Raw genomic sequence first — 13361 nt, 5'->3', positions numbered from 1 at the left:
TCGCCCACTGCTCTGTGCGGCGGTCCCGGCACACGGGGTTCTCGTCAGGATGTGGCCCCGCGGTCGAGAATCTGCTGCGCGAGCGTTTCGGAGAGCCACGACACGTAGTGCGCGATCGGCCACCCGCAGCCCTGGACGGCGTTGACATACATCTCGATGCCCGTCAGCATCCATACCCGATCGACTGCTTCGCGCTGCGACAGGCCGGGACGCAGCGCCGCATGATCGGCGAGTCGGCCGACAAGCGCCGTCAGGGCATCACGCCGGCGAGCGTTGCCTTCTGCAACCATCGTGCTCGCTTCGGCGGTGAGCTCGCTCGCCAGTGTCAGTTCGGGAATGCTCGCGCTGAAGAACTCGGCCGTCCACTGCGCGAACGCGTGCAGAATCACGTGCGGGTCGGACTCGTGTGCAATGCGGTTGCGCCAGTGCGCCGCACGACTCGACTCCTCTATCTGCTCAACGATCGCGCGCGCGACGCTCGCCTTGGAGCCGAAGGTCGCGTAGACCGTCGGCGCTGAGACCCCCGCGCGCTCGGCAATCGCGTTGACCGTCGTCGCCGCGAAGCCGCCGCTGCGGAACAGCTGCCGTGCAGCATCCAGAATCGCCGCTCGTGTCTGCGCGGCACGCTGCTCGCGTACGGCAGAACGGTACTCGCGTGTGGCTCTACTCGGGTGTGCCATGGATCACAACTGCCCATCACGGTTGCATCGCTGAATTGGATATAACATACTATAACCAATTCAGTGAAAGACGGGGGAGATCAATTCATGGCCGAAGAGACACCGGCGGCGAACGCAACCCCGACCATGCGTGGACGAGAAGTCGGAGCGCAAATCGCCGGAGTTTTCGGCACCGTCTTCGTATGGGTGAACTCGGGTGAGACGCTGCCGGTCGTGCGGATTCCCCTCGTGGTGATCGCACTATGCGCGCTCGCCGCGATCATCGTTCTGAGTGTGCGGAGCTATCGCTCGAAGGGGACCGGCCACTCGGATGTCGCTGGCGCCGGGGGAGGGCAGGGTGTCCGCCCGCCCTTCGGCTGGGGGTATTGGGTCGTCGTTGCCATCGAAGCCATTGCCCTGTTCGGCGGCAGCCGCCTGCTGACGGCCTGGGGGCACCCGGAGCTCGGTGTTGCGTGGGTCGCCTTCGTCGTCGGCACGCATTTCTTTGCGCTTGCGCCGATCTTCCGGCTCGCGCGCTTTCACGTTCTGGGCGCAATCGTCACTGCGCTCGGCATCTCCGGTTTCGTGCTGTGGCTCGTCGGCGCGACGTTCGCCATCGCGCTCGTGAGCGGCGTGGCATCGGGGTTCGCACTTCTCGCGTTCGGGCTCGGCGCGTTTGCGTCCCATGGCGCGGTGAGGGCGACGGGCGAGCCTCAGTTCTGATCGCTCGCCGGCGTCTCGGGAAGAAGCGAGAAGAGAGCGCGGGTCAGCCGCCGTCCTGGACCCGGAGTGTTGGTCCAGCCGGACTTCCTGAGGCTGAGTTCGGCGCGCTGCAGAGCCTCTGCGTACTGCGCCGCCTCGTCGTCGGTGAGCCACAGCGTCGATTCGCTGATTCCCACGTAGCTGCCGCTCGACGGCTCGTGTTCTCGAACCGCTTGGAGGCGCTCGCGAAACTCTGACACTGCGATGCTCGTGAGAGCGTCTTGGGCCTCCCATACCCCCTCGGCCTCGCTGCCGTGAATGAAGATCGAGGTCCCCGCCGCCCGCCACGGCCGGGTGCGCGAATCGTTCGCGTCGGGCTTCGATCGCTCAACGAGACCCGCCTTCTCGAGGGCGCGCAAGTGGTAGCTCATGGCGCTCGGGGTCAGTCCCGTGAGCTCCGAGAGCTCCGTGGACGTGTGCGCAAGCTGGTCGGCGAAGAGCAGATTCACGACCCGCTGGCGCGCGGAGTGCGCGAGCACGCGTATGGCCTCGGCATCCCGCAAGTGTATGGGACGACTCGGGATGCCGCTTGCCGCTGCGAGCTGCTCATCGAGGTCGTTGCGAGGCATGTCCCCAGTCTACGCGAGATCTGAAAATTCTCCTTGACATCTCGAGTATGAAGCGTATGCTTCAGATATATGAAGCGCATGCTTCACGTTGAAGGGATAGGGCAATGGACCAGTTCAGCCTCCACGCGATCGAACGTCGCGGTGCAGCGGCGGTGCCCGGGTCTGCCTGTCTCGGTCACCCCGGAACCCGTGAGTACGAGTCGTGGTCGCGAGAATCGCGGATGCTGTTGTCGGCGCGAGAGCAGCGTCGCATGGCACACCTCGAGCGCCGTTCCCGGCGGCTCCGCGCTCGTCTGACTACTCTGGAATCGCGCATTAACGGCGGCACGCCGTCGCGCCCCGCCATCACGGGATTCTGATGGGCAGTCGGGTCTACGCGCTCGCTGCTACGGCAGCATCCGACGTGCTTTGCCTGCGCACCGTGCGCGCACTCCATCGTCCGTCGTCTCTCCCCACGCGAATGGGGTGCGCGAAAGCGCGGGAGATCGTGCCTGACGTCACGACCTCATCAGCAGTGCCCGCAGCGACGATGGCGCCGTGGGCAATCACGAGAGCATGAGTCGTTGAAACGGGAAGTTCTTCGAGATGATGAGTGACGAGAACGGTCGCGACATCTGGTGCGGTGACGGCAAGATCGTCAATGGTCTCGAGCAGTTGCTCGCGCGCCGCGACGTCGAGCCCTGTCGTGGGCTCGTCAAGCAGCAGCAGCCGGGGATCCGCGATGAGAGCGCGCGCAATGAGCGCTCGGCCCCGTTCGCCTTGCGACAGCGTGGGCCACAGGGCGTCCTGTCGAGCAGCGAGGCCTACCTGGTCGATCAGTTCGTGTGCTCGGCGGGTCTCTGCGGCTGACGCACTCCACCGCATCGCAGCTCGATCGTTCCGGTGAGTCCGGTCAGCACGACCTCAGTGACCGACAGTGGAGAGCGAACTGGATGCCGGGGGTCGACGGCCCGATCGCGCGCCGCAGCTGCTGCATGTCGACGCGGCCGAGGCGCTGCCCGAGAATCTCGACGGTGCCGCTCGTCGGGTGCGTCCGTGCGCCGCAGAACCCGAGAATCGTCGACTTGCCCGCTCCATTCGGGCCGAGAAGGGCCCAGTGCTCTCCCGCGTGCGCCGTGAACGAAATGTCGCTCAGAATGTGAGTTCCGTTGCGGGTGAACGAGACGCCGCTCAAGCGGGTCACGGGCTGCATCATACGAAGGGCTCCTTCATGCTGGTCACGTGTGCGCGAATGAGACTCGCGACGACCATATCGCGGGAGACAGTCGGTTCAACGATAGCGGTGCGCGCCACCCGCCGCCGATCACGCTGTTGCGAGCGCCGAGTCGATGAGTGTTTGCGCTGCCGACCGTGCCTGACCCGCTACCGCGGGATCTCGCGAGATCGCTGCTGTGCTCTGAGCTCCCTCGGCGAGAATCGAGAGTTGAGCGGCGAGATCGTCGCTCGCGCCGAGGTCGCGCACAAGCGCGGTCACGTACTGCTGGAACGACGCCTTGTGATCGCGCACGAGCGCGGCGATCTCGGGGTGCGTGCCACCCAGTTCGCCGAACGCGTTGATGAATGCGCAGCCGCGAAAACTTTCGGTCGTGAACCACTCTTCGAGGTACGCGTAGATCGCGAGAAGGCGTTCGCGAGCAGTGTCCGGCGCGGAGGCGACCCGTCCCGTGAGTCCCGATTCCCACTCGCTGTGCTTTCGGTCGAGCACGGCCGTGATGATGTCGTCTTTCGACGGGAACAGGGCGTACAAGCGCCGCAGCGATACGCCCGCGGTCGTGCGCAGTTCGTCCATGCCGACGGCCGAGTACCCCTTCTGGTAGTAGAGATCCTCTGCTGCCGAAAGAATGCGTTCACGCGCCTCTTCTACATTCATATCCCCAGTGTACTTGACACGAGAACGAGCGTTCTTTATATTCGTAACCACGAAACGAGAACGACCGTTCTCACACAGAGATGAAGGAAGAGAATCATGGGCTACATCACCGTTGGCACCGAGAACAGCACGTCGATCGACCTCTACTACGAGGACCAGGGCACTGGGCAGCCGGTTGTTCTGATTCACGGCTACCCGCTTAATGGACACAGCTGGGAGCGACAGACGCGCGAGCTGCTCGACGCCGGCTACCGCGTCATCACGTATGACCGCCGCGGTTTCGGAATGTCGAGCAAGGTGGGCACCGGATACGACTACGACACCTTCGCTGCTGACCTCAACACCGTGCTCGAGGAGCTCGACCTCCGCGACGTCATTCTCGTGGGCTTCTCCATGGGAACGGGCGAACTTGCGCGCTACGTGTCGCGGTACGGTCATGAGCGCGTCGCCAAGCTGGCCTTCCTCGCCTCGCTCGAGCCATTTCTCGTCGCTCGCGACGACAACGAGGGCGGCGTGCCGCAGGAGGTCTTCGACGGCATCGCCGCACAGGCGAAGGGCGATCGCTACGCGTGGTACACGAACTTCTTCGCCGATTTCTACAACCTTGACGAGAACCTCGGCTCGCGCATCAGCCAGGAGGCGGTGACCGGCAGCTGGAACACGGCAGTCTCAAGCGCTCCCGTCGCGGCATACGCGGTCGTCCCGACGTGGATCGAAGACTTCCGCGACGATGTCGAGGCCGTAAGGCAGAGCGGCAAGCCGACGCTCATCCTGCACGGCACCGCAGACAACATCCTTCCCATCGACGCAACGGCGCGAAAGTTCCGCACGCTGCTTCCCGATGCTCAGTACGTCGAGATCGAGGGTGCTCCCCACGGACTCCTCTGGACACACGCCGACGAGGTGAACGCCGTACTTGTGCCCTTCATCCGTGTGTCTAGCGCTTGCCCTCGAGCACCAGCTCGGCGGCCTCATCGACCGTATCGACGATGTGCACACGCGATTCCATGGGCCGGCCCTTGGCGAGCGCCTGCAGCAGCGGCCACGCGGGATACTTTCGCGTCCAGTAGTCGACGCCGACGAGCACCATGTGCGCGACGGCGGATTCGTCGGCGTAATAGTTCTCGCACGCGTCTTGGAAGATCTCTTGAACCGTGCCACCGGCGCCTGGCAGAAACACGATGCCGGCTTGGCAGACCTCGAGCAGAATCGCCTCGCGCTGGGCGTTGTGAAAGTACTTCGCGATCACCGAGGCGAACGCGTTGGGCGGTTCATGGCCGTAGTGCCAGGTCGGGATGCCGAGGGAGTCCGCGCCCTCGGGGTGACGCTCGTGCACATCGAACGCCGCGCGCGCCCATGCACCGATGTCGGGGCGAAAGCGCGGAACGGCGGCGAGTGACTCCACGGCGTCGCCAACAGCATCGTGATCGACCGAAGAGAGGTAGCCGCCCAGATTCGCGGCCTCCATCGCGCCAGGGCCACCGCCGGTCGCCACCGTGTAGCTCTGCCCGAGCAGATATCCGAGCCGGGCAGCATCCGCGTAAGTCTGCTCATCTCTCTTGAGCGAGTGGCCGCCCATCAGGCCGACCAGGTCGCGCTGCGCCACCCATTCGGCCAGCGCGCCATCGATCGCGTGGTCGTGCAGAGCCTCGGCGAGGGTCGCGTCGATGGAGTGGTCTTCTTGCGACCACGCGTATGTGCGAGCATCGAGTGTTCTGTCGTACTCCCGGTTGTCGTAAAGGTCGTGCGGGCTGTACAGCGCCGTGCGATAGGTGTCGACCGGAACGCTGGGCACCTCGGGAAAGACGACAGCGCCTCGTGCTCGAACCGAGTCCTCATCGTGATCCGCGAATGTGCAGCCGAGAAACAGAGCCCCGCCGACGTCGGCAGACCGCAGCTGCTGACTGCGATGCGAGAAGTCGATGGCCATGAGCCGCCACCCTGAAAGCTCGCGTGCTCCCTCGGCCCAGCGGGTGTCGAACTCGTCGAGCGAATCGATCTGCACAATGCGCCCGCGGTTGCGTTTCATGCGTCGAGCCTAGGCGCTCACCCGGTGGGAAGCGCAACATGAGCAGCGTCTTCCCTCGTCACCGAGGCGAAGCGACTACTCGCGGATTCTGCGCGCGATCGGTGCGTGGCTTGATGAATTCTCGGTGAACGCGGAACGCGTGACGGCGGGCTGATGCTCACCTCAGCCGTTCTCAACGCGGCGCCAGAGAGCGGGGTGATCGCGTGTTCTGTCGGGGCCCCGCGAAGCACGAAGCCCTGTTGCCGATGGAGCGAATCCGTTCCAGGTGTGTCCATGATGCTGAATACATCCCTTGACCCCTCATCGGGCCGTTGGTAGCGTGCGGACAAGATCATGTTCCGACAACGCACCGGTGCTGATGAGGGGAGGAACAATGATCTCTCGGTCAGGGGAAGAACGTTCGCTCGTAGCGGGCTTGACACTCTATGCGCTCGTTCTCGCGGCCGTGATGGTTGTATTCCACGTCGTGGTCGTGACCGTCGGTGATGGCACGGTCGACCAGTGGTCGATGCTGGCGCTCGCGGGTGCAGCGCTTACGATCGTGATCGGGGCGCGCGTGATGCGCAAGAACCTGATTAGGCGCCCGTTCGCGTACTTCGTCTTTCACGTTCTGAGCTTCGTTCTCGTCGTGGGCTCCGTTTCAGTGCATGCATTCCTCGCGGGATGGACCGGCTCCATCAGTGGTGGTCTCGTCTGGATGGTCGGATTGTGGAGCATCGGTCTGTTTGTGCACGCATTCGCCTCAATTGCCCGTGGAGGGTTCGCGGATGCTGACGCATGAGCAGCATCTCGTCGTCGACCACGTGCGAATGACGCGGGCGCACAGCCACGCCACCTCGACGCTCGCCGTGATGCTCTTACAGCAGCGTCCACGATGGGCGGGGGAGCTGCGCGACGGACTGTGCACGGCTGTCCTGTCCTGCCGAGCCCGCTCGGCTTCGCCGATCACCTGGTCTTGACGGCTGTCCCACGTCGCCCGGCACTCTCACAGCACCCGAGCTACTTCCGGTCCGTTTGCGCTGCCCTCACAGCATCTGCATTGCTAGGGTTTCGTCATGGGCATGGACATGCGCGTCGCCGCGTACGGCGTCATCATCGACGATGGACGCATGCTGCTGTCGCACTGGAACGAGGGCGGTCGCCAGGCGTGGACACTGCCCGGGGGCGGGCTCGAGCCGGGTGAGCATCCCGCCGACGCGGCGGTGCGGGAGATCCGCGAAGAAACCGGCTACGACGCCAAACTCGACGGGGTTCTCGGTGTTGACTCGATGATCATTCCGGCGGTGGCACGCTTTGCCGCGGGTGCCGACCGGCCACTGCAGGCGCTGCGCATCGTGTACCGAGCCCGCGTCGTCGGCGGCACTCTCACCTATGAACTCGACGGGTCGACCGACTACGCCGAGTGGCACTACCTCGACGCTGTCGAATCACTGCATCGCGTCGAGCTCGTCAATGTTGCCCTGCGCATGCTCGACTGAGCGTGTTCGGCCGCCCCGTTCGTTCATGCGGCCCTCATGTCAGCGATACATGGTCTCTCGCGAACATTTGGGCCGCGCGAATGCACCGGAAGGCAGGCACGCGGATGCTGACGAGGGGCACCGCCCGCAGGCGATACCCCTCGTCGACAGAAGTTCTCAGCTCAGTTGCTGGGCATCGCGTCGTCGTCATCGGCGACCCACAGCTCGTCGTCTGCCCTGAAGGTCTGCCAGACGGCGTAGGCGACACCTGCGGCGGCGATGACGCCAGCGGTCAGCGCAATCGCGCGTCCCGCGCCGGACTTCTTCTTCGGCTCGGGCTCGACGACCTTGCCGAACGCGGCCTTGACGCGCCCGTCGCGGGCGGCGTCACCGAGAGCCATGACCGTGCCAAGCGCGCCGCCGACAGCGGGAAGAACCTTCTTGTCGAAGTTGTGCTTTGCGGCCTTGCGCGCGTCGTACGTGGCAGCATCCACCCGGTGAACGACCGGCTGCAGCTTGTCTTCGTACGCTCGCGCGAGCCGGGGTGCGATCTCGTCACGGCTGTACGCCGAGAGCTGGCGGCTCGCATCACGAGCCACGGAGTTCGCCTGGTCCAGTAGATCCTGCTGCGCAGCCCACAGGGCGTTTGCGTCACCCTTGAGGCGCTTCAGCTGCTTCTTGCGCTTGCGTGTCATGCTCACTGGGGGACCTCCATTGATCTCGTGACAAACGACTCACCCTATCTTGTCACGAGAGGCTGGGAGCGTCACAAGGGGTGGAGCATTCATTATGCAAGAATTGACATATGTCTATTCACACCGCTGTCGCCACGATTCACACCAACTACGGCGACATCAAGGTCAATCTCTTCGGCAATCACGCCCCCAAGACTGTCGAGAACTTCATCGGACTCGCTACGGGTTCGAAAGACTGGACCGACGCGTCGACGGGTGAGACAAAGACGAACGCGCCCCTCTACAACGGCGTGATCTTCCACCGCATCATTCCGGGCTTCATGATTCAGGGCGGCGACCCGCTCGGCAACGGAACCGGCGGCCCCGGCTACCAGTTCAACGACGAGATCAACCCCGAACTCGACTTCACGCAGCCCTACAAGCTCGCGATGGCGAACGCCGGAATCGTCATGGGACAGGGCACCAACGGCTCGCAGTTCTTCATCACTGTCGGCGCGACCACGTGGCTGCAGGGCAAGCACACCATCTTCGGTGAGGTTGCCGACGACGCAAGCCGCAAGGTCGTCGACAAGCTCGCGACGGTTCCCACAGATGCCCGCGATCGTCCGCTCGACGACGTCGTCATCGAGAGCATCGACGTCGAGAACGTCTGATCCAGAGGGCCCGTGAGCACCTTCCCGACGGGACGCGAGAACTTCTGCTACCGGCATCCTGACCGTCAGAGTTTCGTGCTCTGCCAGCGTTGCGGCCGCACAATCTGTGCGGAATGCCAGACGCAGGCTCCCGTCGGCGTGATCTGCCCCGAGTGCATGCGCGAGCAGCGTGCCTCGGCGCCACGGGTCAAGTCGGCCGCCGCGTCCCGGTTCTCAAGCGTCATGCGCAAGGACTCGGGACACCCGGCCGTCACGTACGTCATCATCGCGCTGACGCTCGTGGTGTTCGTGCTTCAGCTGTTGCCACTCGGCGTCACCGACGCTCTGCTGTACGCGGGCGTCTACAGCATCCCTGAGCTGGGTCACTTTGAGCCATGGCGGATGCTGACGGTCGCTCTCGTGCACTCGAAGTCGTTCATTCTGCACGTGGCGCTCAACATGTACACGCTGTGGATCTTCGGCAGGATGATCGAGCCGATGATTGGGCGATGGCGATTCGCAACGCTGTACATCATCACGGCCTTCGGGTCGTCGGTGGGCGTTCTGCTGCTCGACAACCCGCTGCAGCCCGTCGTGGGTGCCTCAGGTGCGATCTTCGGACTCATGGGCGCGACGCTCGTGATCGTGCACCGGCTGGGCGGAAACATGACCGGGCTGCTCGTGCTCGTGGGCATCAACCTCGTGATCGGATTTATCCCCGGCACGAACATCGCGTGGCAGGCGCACCTCGGTGGGCTCATCACCGGGGCGCTGCTCGGCCTCGTATTCGTGGGAACGCGTAAGCGCAGGCAGCAGGGGCTGCAGAAGCTGGGCATTGCCGGCGTCGTTGTGCTGCTGCTGGTTCTGACGGTCGTGGGTACGCTGCTCTACGTCTAGCTCCGGCTCTCTGTCGAACGCGACAGTCGCGGTCACTCGGGCCGAGTGCGCCTCGATCGCGCGAAGAGCATTGTTCCGGCGATGAGCAAGATCAGCGCTGCGAGAAGAAGCGCCATCGTCGATGGCGAGGGCCCCGTTGCCGGCAGTTCAGGTTCGTCGAGGTCGGCGCTGTCCGCAGCATCCTGAGTCGCCTCGGGCTGAGGAGCCGGATCGACGGGCTCCGCTGTCGCGGACTCCGTCGGACTCGGAGTGACGATCGGCGCCGACGCGATCTCACCCGAGAAGCTCTGCGACACCGAACTCACCGCGTTCGTGGCGGTCACCGTGAAAGTGTAGGGACCGGCAACGGTGGCAATCCCGGTGATGGCACCCGTCGCAGCGTTGAGTTCGAGACCGACCGGCAGCGCGCCGGAGGTGACCGCGTACTGCAAATCGCCGTAGCGCGCGGCGACGCCGTCGATGTACTCCTCGCCGATGACCGGCACGGCGAGGTCGATGTCGACCCACTGAGGAGAGACGAGAAGTGTCACCGTCGACCCGCTCTGGATGTTGTAGTCGCCGAGTGTCCGGCCATCCTCGAGCGTCCTTCCCGCGAACTCGAGAGTTTGGTTATCGACCGGGATGCCGCTCTGATCGCGGATCTTGTGCTTGACCTGCTGAATGGAGTCGGACGCCTCCACCTCTAGTGCGAGTTCGTCTTCGCCGTCGATCGTCACGTACAGCGGCATCGCGGCCGCTGCTGTTGTGCCAGCGAGCGCGAGCATGCACCCGAAGACAAGCGCGGCGACGAGGCGCAGTAATCTCGACATGCTCTCACCTTAATGCCCTGAGTAGCCGCGTGCTGGCCCACGTTCGGGCGTCGCCAGGGAGGAAAGGCCTGTTCTGTCCACACGTTGTCCACATATCCCCAGTTGTTTTTCACAGCGCGCCCACAATTCCTCCCCATAGTTATCCACAGCCTTGTCCACACTGTGGAGAATTACAGGGCTGTAACTCGACACCGTCCAGAGAAGTTACTGCGCTGAGCGCTCCGCAGAAGTTACTCACAGGGGTTATCAACAGGTGGGGAGAACTACATGTGTGTAGTTCGTCGCCGCGCAGCATCCGCCACGTCGACTTGGGCCAGCTGCCCGACGCGTACGCTGGGGGACGTAGGTAAGAGGAAGGATGCCCCGATGATCACCCGTGAACGCAGACGTCACGAGCTGGCCGTGCGCCGCACGACAGTTCAGCGCGTTGAATGGCTGAACGATTCGATGGTGCGCGTCACGGTGTTCGGCGAGAGCCTGCGCGGGTTCACGGCGCTTGGGCCCAACGACCACGTCAAGCTGTTCTTTCCCGACCCGGAGACGGGCGACCTGACGACCCCGGAAGTCACTGCCGATGGGCTCAAACGGCCGACAGACGGCCTCATTCTCTCGCGAGACTTCACTCCGCTCGCGTTCCGCGAAAACGGCACCGGCGGCGTGCCCGAGCTCGACATCGACTTCGTCGTGCACGGCGATGAGGCTCCCGCCACGTCGTTCGCGGCGCACGTTCACCCCGGTCTGCAGCTCGGCATCGGCGGACCGCGCGGCTCGAAGCTCGTTCCCGACGGCATCGCTCGCGTCGTGCTGATCGCCGATGAGACGGCATTGCCCGCCTTCAGTCGATGGCTGCGGATGCTGCCGCCTGACGTCAAGGTGACGTCGATCGTGCAGGTGCACGACGAAGACGCCGAAAGCTACCTCACCGGCGAGCACCGCACACGCACAAACGTCGAGGTGCTGTACCGCGAAGACGGTCCCGGTCAGCTCATCGAGGCCGTACGCTCGCTCGGATCCATCGGCGACGACACGTTCGTCTGGGCAGCGGGCGAGGCGAATGAGCTCGTCGACGTGCGCCGCTACTTCCGTCGCGACCTCGGCCTTCCCAAAGAGCAGGTCGAGGTCGAGGGGTACTGGAAGCGCGGCATCGTCAACCTCGACCACCACGCCCCGCTCGATCCGAGTGACCCCGACTGATGACGCACGAGGTCATCGACGTCGACTCCTCCGCGCTCGACCGCTCGGTGCGTGACAGCTACCGGATGCTGTCGGGCCGCGCCGCGAAGGGGGTCGCCGTTGTCTCGACCGTCGTCGGTCGCTATGACCACGCCACGACGGTGACCGACTACCTCTCGGTCTCGTACGATCCGCCGACGATGCTCGTGAGTCTCTACGGGCTCTCGCGCACGGCAGAGGCGGTGGACGAGGCGGGGCGCTGGGCGCTCAGTCTTCTCGCGAGCGACCAGCGCACAATCGCCGACGAGCTCGGAGAGCTGGGCGCACCGCTGCGTGGTCTGCTCGCGCGCACCCCGCACTGGCGGCGGGAACTCGGCGCGCCGGCGATTATTGACGGCTGCGTCGCCTGGTTCGAGTGCCGCACGACGGCGGTGCACGACGCTGCAACTCACACGCTCGTCGTCGGCGAGGTCGTCGCCATGGGGCGCAGCGACGACCACGACGCCACTCCGCTCGTCCACTACCGCTCGGAGTACGGCACGACGCAGCGACGTTGACCCGCGGCTGGTGAGTTGCAGAAAGTGGCAGCGCCAGACGGCATCCACGACCACCATTTTCTGCAATTCACCCATGAGGGCGCCGCAACGTAACTCAGGGCCCCCACCGGAGTGGAGGCCCTGCGCAGTACGTGTGTGTGCGGCTATCGCCAGCGCGTGGTCATCAAGAATCCGATGAAGGCGATGCCGAAGCCGACCAGGATGTTCCATGAACCGAGCGCCGCGATGGGCAGAAGACCCTGCGAGAGGTAGAAGACGATGATCCAGGCGAGTCCGATCAGCATGAAGCCGAACATGACCGGCTTGAACCACACCGGGTTCGGCGCGTCGTCGCCGCTGCGCTGAGCTTGCTGCTGCTGTTGCGCGCGTGCAGCTGCGGCCTTGTTCTTCGTGCGTGCCATGCCAGCCATTCTATCTATACATCGGGCATCAGTAGAATCAGCCCCATGGTACATGGCGCTCCGGATGCTGTCGGCTCCCGTCGTGAGCGCAGACGCGCGACTGCTCGGCGCACACCGGAAAGGCCGCGCCCACGCGTGACGGTCGTCGGCGTGCTCGGTGAGCTGCTGATCACGGCTGGCGTTCTCATTCTTCTGTTTCTGTTCTGGCAGCTGTGGCTCAACGACATCATTGTCAGAGCCGAGCAGAACGACCTTGCCCACGATCGTGCACAAGAGTGGCTCGCCGACGCGCCACCCGCGCCTGAGCCGCTCAGCACCGAGGGCGGCGAGACGGTGTATGAACCGGTGGTCCCCGAACCGGCGGCGGACACCGAGATCTTCGGCGTCATGCTCATCCCGCGCTTCGGCGACGACTATGCGGCCGACGTCGCGGGCGGGGTGACGCGCTCGGGCACGCTCGACCCGATCGGTCTGGGCCACTACCTCAACACTCAGGCGCCGGGAGAGCCGGGCAACTTCGCACTCGCGGGGCACCGCACCACCTACGGAAAGCCGCTCAATCAGATCGCGGAGCTCCGCGTCGGCGACGCGATCGTGCTGCAGACGAAAGACGGCTGGTACACGTACCGCTTCCGCACTCTCGAGTACGTCACGCCGCAAGCGGTCGACGTGCTCAATCCGGTTCCGCAGAGCGACACCGCCGAGATCACCGACAGCTTCATCACGCTCACCGCGTGCAGTCCCATGTTCTCGGCGGCCGAGCGCATCATCGCCTACGGCACGCTCGAGTCGTTCACGCCAGCGGCTGTTGGCCCGCCAGCATCCCTCACCGAAGATCTGGAGAACTGATC

The 13361-nt window shown here is 64.6% G+C and carries 18 protein-coding genes and 1 pseudogene; 10 read left to right on the top strand and 9 right to left on the bottom strand.

From position 1 onward, the window contains the following. Positions 1 to 44: 44 nt before the first annotated feature. Positions 45 to 680 (bottom strand): TetR/AcrR family transcriptional regulator, encoded by a 636-nt coding sequence (locus ATJ78_RS02850; protein ID WP_098406218.1) that lies wholly within the window; start codon positions 678 to 680, stop codon positions 45 to 47. A gap of 87 nt (positions 681 to 767) precedes the next feature. Here ATJ78_RS02850 and ATJ78_RS02845 point away from each other — a divergent pair, with 87 nt between their 5' ends. Beyond that, positions 768 to 1382 carry a hypothetical protein gene (locus ATJ78_RS02845; RefSeq protein WP_098406217.1) on the top strand — a complete coding sequence of 205 codons (615 nt, stop codon included), beginning with the start codon at positions 768 to 770 and terminating at the stop codon, positions 1380 to 1382. Here ATJ78_RS02845 and ATJ78_RS02840 read toward each other — a convergent pair. Continuing rightward, the gene (locus tag ATJ78_RS02840) at positions 1373 to 1990 is read right to left on the bottom strand and encodes an ArsR/SmtB family transcription factor (protein WP_098406216.1); all 618 of its coding nucleotides are present in this window, start codon (positions 1988 to 1990) and stop codon (positions 1373 to 1375) included. The genes ATJ78_RS02845 and ATJ78_RS02840 overlap by 10 nt on opposite strands. A gap of 104 nt (positions 1991 to 2094) precedes the next feature. On the opposite strand from ATJ78_RS02840, the gene ATJ78_RS02835 reads away from it, so the two are divergent. Then, on the top strand, positions 2095 to 2349 hold the full coding sequence (locus ATJ78_RS02835; protein WP_098406215.1) for a hypothetical protein: 255 nt from the start codon (positions 2095 to 2097) through the stop codon (positions 2347 to 2349). Positions 2350 to 2362: 13 nt separating this feature from the next. Here ATJ78_RS02835 and ATJ78_RS16220 read toward each other — a convergent pair whose 3' ends face one another. The 3 genes from ATJ78_RS16220 to ATJ78_RS02825 all read right to left on the bottom strand — a co-directional run bounded on the left by ATJ78_RS16220 (position 2363) and on the right by ATJ78_RS02825 (position 3860). Continuing rightward, on the bottom strand, positions 2363 to 2854 hold the full coding sequence (locus tag ATJ78_RS16220; RefSeq protein ID WP_342744775.1) for an ATP-binding cassette domain-containing protein: 492 nt from the start codon (positions 2852 to 2854) through the stop codon (positions 2363 to 2365). 28 nt (positions 2855 to 2882) lie between these two features. Continuing rightward, entirely contained in the window at positions 2883 to 3185 is a 303-nt protein-coding gene (locus ATJ78_RS16215) for an ATP-binding cassette domain-containing protein (RefSeq protein ID WP_342744774.1), read from the bottom strand. Between the two features lie 108 nt (positions 3186 to 3293). Continuing rightward, positions 3294 to 3860: a TetR/AcrR family transcriptional regulator gene (locus ATJ78_RS02825; protein ID WP_098406214.1), complete on the bottom strand. Its 567-nt coding sequence runs from the start codon at positions 3858 to 3860 to the stop codon at positions 3294 to 3296. 96 nt (positions 3861 to 3956) lie between these two features. On the opposite strand from ATJ78_RS02825, the pseudogene ATJ78_RS02820 reads away from it, so the two are divergent. Beyond that, positions 3957 to 4790: pseudogene (locus ATJ78_RS02820) on the top strand (alpha/beta fold hydrolase); the annotation flags it as partial. A 7-nt stretch (positions 4791 to 4797) separates the two neighbouring features. On the opposite strand, the gene ATJ78_RS02815 reads toward ATJ78_RS02820, so the two are convergent. After that, a complete protein-coding gene (locus ATJ78_RS02815) occupies positions 4798 to 5889 on the bottom strand; it encodes an LOG family protein (protein ID WP_098406213.1) in 1092 nt (363 codons plus the stop codon). Between the two features lie 373 nt (positions 5890 to 6262). Here ATJ78_RS02815 and ATJ78_RS02810 point away from each other — a divergent pair, with 373 nt between their 5' ends. Together ATJ78_RS02810 and ATJ78_RS02800 are read left to right on the top strand one after the other, a co-directional pair. Beyond that, complete coding sequence (locus ATJ78_RS02810; protein WP_098406212.1) at positions 6263 to 6670, top strand: hypothetical protein; 408 nt, start codon at positions 6263 to 6265, stop codon at positions 6668 to 6670. A gap of 280 nt (positions 6671 to 6950) precedes the next feature. Beyond that, positions 6951 to 7367: an NUDIX hydrolase gene (locus ATJ78_RS02800; protein WP_098409169.1), complete on the top strand. Its 417-nt coding sequence runs from the start codon at positions 6951 to 6953 to the stop codon at positions 7365 to 7367. A gap of 161 nt (positions 7368 to 7528) precedes the next feature. Here the strand turns inward: ATJ78_RS02800 and ATJ78_RS02795 are convergent, their stop codons facing one another. Then, complete coding sequence (locus ATJ78_RS02795; RefSeq protein WP_098406210.1) at positions 7529 to 8047, bottom strand: DNA helicase; 519 nt, start codon at positions 8045 to 8047, stop codon at positions 7529 to 7531. A gap of 104 nt (positions 8048 to 8151) precedes the next feature. On the opposite strand from ATJ78_RS02795, the gene ATJ78_RS02790 reads away from it, so the two are divergent. Together ATJ78_RS02790 and ATJ78_RS02785 are read left to right on the top strand one after the other, a co-directional pair. Next, complete coding sequence (locus ATJ78_RS02790; protein ID WP_098406209.1) at positions 8152 to 8694, top strand: peptidylprolyl isomerase; 543 nt, start codon at positions 8152 to 8154, stop codon at positions 8692 to 8694. Positions 8695 to 8706: 12 nt separating this feature from the next. After that, positions 8707 to 9570 (top strand): rhomboid family intramembrane serine protease, encoded by an 864-nt coding sequence (locus ATJ78_RS02785; protein WP_098406208.1) that lies wholly within the window; start codon positions 8707 to 8709, stop codon positions 9568 to 9570. A gap of 32 nt (positions 9571 to 9602) precedes the next feature. Here the strand turns inward: ATJ78_RS02785 and ATJ78_RS02780 are convergent, their stop codons facing one another. Further along, positions 9603 to 10379 carry a ubiquitin-like protein gene (locus ATJ78_RS02780; RefSeq protein ID WP_098406207.1) on the bottom strand — a complete coding sequence of 259 codons (777 nt, stop codon included), beginning with the start codon at positions 10377 to 10379 and terminating at the stop codon, positions 9603 to 9605. 366 nt (positions 10380 to 10745) lie between these two features. On the opposite strand from ATJ78_RS02780, the gene ATJ78_RS02775 reads away from it, so the two are divergent. Continuing rightward, complete coding sequence (locus ATJ78_RS02775; protein WP_098406206.1) at positions 10746 to 11573, top strand: siderophore-interacting protein; 828 nt, start codon at positions 10746 to 10748, stop codon at positions 11571 to 11573. After that, on the top strand, positions 11573 to 12109 hold the full coding sequence (locus ATJ78_RS02770; RefSeq protein ID WP_098406205.1) for a flavin reductase family protein: 537 nt from the start codon (positions 11573 to 11575) through the stop codon (positions 12107 to 12109). Before ATJ78_RS02775 ends, ATJ78_RS02770 begins: the two co-directional genes overlap by 1 nt. A 143-nt stretch (positions 12110 to 12252) precedes the next feature. Here ATJ78_RS02770 and ATJ78_RS02765 read toward each other — a convergent pair whose 3' ends face one another. Beyond that, positions 12253 to 12510 (bottom strand): cell division protein CrgA, encoded by a 258-nt coding sequence (locus ATJ78_RS02765; RefSeq protein WP_098406204.1) that lies wholly within the window; start codon positions 12508 to 12510, stop codon positions 12253 to 12255. A 45-nt stretch (positions 12511 to 12555) separates the two neighbouring features. Here ATJ78_RS02765 and ATJ78_RS02760 point away from each other — a divergent pair, with 45 nt between their 5' ends. Beyond that, positions 12556 to 13359, top strand: coding sequence for a class E sortase (locus ATJ78_RS02760; RefSeq protein ID WP_098406203.1), 804 nt, complete (start codon positions 12556 to 12558; stop codon positions 13357 to 13359). Positions 13360 to 13361 lie beyond the last annotated feature (2 nt).

It is taken from the genome of Paramicrobacterium agarici (assembly GCF_002563955.1).
Classification (GTDB): Bacteria; Actinomycetota; Actinomycetes; order Actinomycetales; family Microbacteriaceae; genus Paramicrobacterium; species Paramicrobacterium agarici.
The sequence above is the reverse complement of the archived record's forward strand: the minus strand, read 5'-3'. Positions and strand labels throughout refer to the sequence as shown.